The following is a 2,540-nucleotide window of genomic DNA, read 5'->3' as shown; positions in this document are numbered from 1 at the left end:
GGTCGGCGCGATGATCTTCCTGCGCGGCGACGTGTCGGCGGCGAAGACGATGCTGACGCGGTCCTATTCGACCGACCAGATCAGCGAGGCGGCGCGGCTGCCGCGCGCGGCGATGCCTTATTACACGCCGGGCTTCGACGTGCGGATTCCCTTGGTCCACGGTTCGCGGGTGTCGTGCCTCGACTGCAAGCCCAGCCTGCCGGCGCCGCTCGGGCCGATGAACCCGATCGTGTCGGATACCGGCGAACTCAGCTGGCTGACCGATAGCGGCAAGAACGGGCTGGTCAGCGTCAACAGCCCGCGCAGCCAGGCATTGGTCGGCTTCATCTCGGCCAACAAGGTCGAGACGCGCAACCTGTCGGCGCAGATCCGCAACAAGTTCGCGGTGATCACTCTGTCGTCGCTCGACGGCAAGCCGCTCAACCTGTCCAATCGTATCCTGCTCACCACCACTGGCCGCGTCGAGAATACCGGGCAGAAATGGGATGAGCGCGGGTCGAACCTGACCGTCTGGGGTACCGCCCCGACGCTGATCGAGCCGATCACCGGCTGGGTCACGCTGAAGGATCTCGAAGGGGCGGTGGGCGTGTTCGCGCAGCCGCTCGATGGCGCGGAACGCCCGATCGGCAAGGAAATCCCGGCCAAGATGATCGAGCCGGGCTGGGAGCTCCCGATCGGCAGTCCGGCGACGACGACCTATCTGATCCGCGTCGAACGCTGATGGCCGGACCGCGCCTCACCCGCCGCGGGGTAATCGCGGCCGCCGCCGCTACCTCGCTTGCGCCGCGTCTTGCGATGGCGGCGAGTGAGGGACGGGCGGTGCCGGATCGGCTGCGCGTCGAATGGCGCAGCCGGCCGCTGGGTATCGATACGCAGCGTCCGCGTTTCCGTTGGGCGATGACGTCGGCGCCGGAAGCGCGTGGGGTGCGTCAATCGGCCTGGCGCCTCGTCGTCGCGCGCAGCGAAGCCGCGGCGGCAGCGGGGCGCGGCGACGTCTGGGACAGCGGCAAGGTCGCGGGCGGTGGCTTGAATGGTCGGCCGCCGCGCGATCTCGGACTGGTCTCGCAAACGCCTTATTGGTGGGCGCTGATGTTGTGGGACGGCGAGGGCAAGCCGTCGGCATGGAGCAAGCCCGAGCGCTTCGTCACCGGTGTGTTCGGCGACTGGCGCGGCAAGTGGATCGCCGCCGAGCCCGGCTGGCCGGTCCAGGTCGCGCAATCGCGCAATGCGCCGCCGGTGCCGGGGCCGCAAGCGATGCCGCTGTTCCGCCGCGACTTCGCGGTAGCCAAGCCGGTGCGCTCGGCGACCCTGTCGATCTGCGGGCTCGGCCAGCACGCCGTCAGCATCAACGGGCGCGCGGCGCACGCTTCGATGCTCGATCCTGGCTGGACCGACTATCGCAAGACCGTGCTCTATTCGACCTACGACGTCGCCGCGCTGCTGGAATCCGGCGGCAACGCGATCGGAGTTATGCTCGGCAACGGCATGTATCATGTCGACGGGGTCAAGGACCGCTACAAGAAGTTCGTCGGCACGTTCGGCCAGCCGCGGCTGATCGCACAGCTCGCGATCACTTATACCGACGGCAGCACCGAGCTGGTGGCCAGCGACGGCCAATGGACGACGCGGCCCGGGCCGATCACTTTCTCGTCGATCTATGGCGGCGAGGATCACAACGCGCGGCGCGAGGTCGCGGGCTGGGATCGCGGGGGCGCGGCCGCTGAAGGCTGGGCGCCGGTGCTGCTGGTCGAGGGACCGGCGGGCAAGCTCAAGGCGCAAGGCATTCCGCCGATCACGGTCGGCGAAACCTATCCGACGGTGGGCATCGCCGAGCCCAGGCCGGGCGTCTTCGTCTACGATTTCGGCAAGAATTGCGCGAGCCGCCCGGCGCTGACGGTGCGCGGCCCGGCGGGCGTGACGGTGACGCTCAGCCCGTCCGAAGTGCTCGGTGCGGACGGCATGATCGCGCCGCGCAGCATCGGCGTGCGGCCGGGCCTGCCGGTGCAATACGTGTACACGCTGGCCGGGCGCGGCGAGGAGGTCTGGCGACCGCACTTCACCTATTGCGGCTCGCGCTATCTGCAAGTGACGGGCGCCGTGCCCGCCGATCGCGCCAAACCGGGCGAGGCGGCGATCGTCTCGCTGGCGAGCGAGTTCGTCCACACCGACCTGCCGCAAGTCGGCTCGTTCGACGCGAGCCAGCAATTGCTCGTCCAGACCCACGATTTGATCCGCCAGGCGGTGCTGAGCAACACCGTGAGCGTGTTCACCGATTGCCCGCATCGCGAGAAGCTCGGCTGGCTCGAACAGGACCAGCTCAACGCCGAGACCGTCCTCTATGTCGAGGACGCGGCGACGATGTACGAAAAGACCATCGCCGATATCGTCGACGCGCAATTGCCGAGCGGGCAGGTACCTGAGATCGCGCCCGAATTCGTGGTCTTCGGCGGTGTGGATGACTCGTTCCGCGATTCGCCCGAATGGGGTGGCGCGGTGGTGATCGCGGCGTGGAAAGCCTATCGCTTCCACGGCGACCCGCG

The 2,540-nt window shown here is 68.4% G+C and carries 2 protein-coding genes; both read left to right on the top strand.

The features are described from left to right. On the top strand, positions 1 to 721 hold a 721-nt coding region (locus tag ACTHJR_RS10110), incomplete at its 5' end, for a hypothetical protein (protein ID WP_440523035.1). Beyond that, the coding region (locus ACTHJR_RS10105) for a family 78 glycoside hydrolase catalytic domain (RefSeq protein ID WP_440523034.1) at positions 721 to 2,540 on the top strand (1,820 nt) is incomplete at its 3' end. The genes ACTHJR_RS10110 and ACTHJR_RS10105, both read left to right, overlap by 1 nt.

This window comes from Sphingomonas sp., assembly GCF_051962185.1.
In the GTDB taxonomy this organism is placed as follows: domain Bacteria; phylum Pseudomonadota; class Alphaproteobacteria; order Sphingomonadales; family Sphingomonadaceae; genus Sphingomonas.
This window is presented reverse-complemented; position numbering and strand designations above follow the sequence as displayed.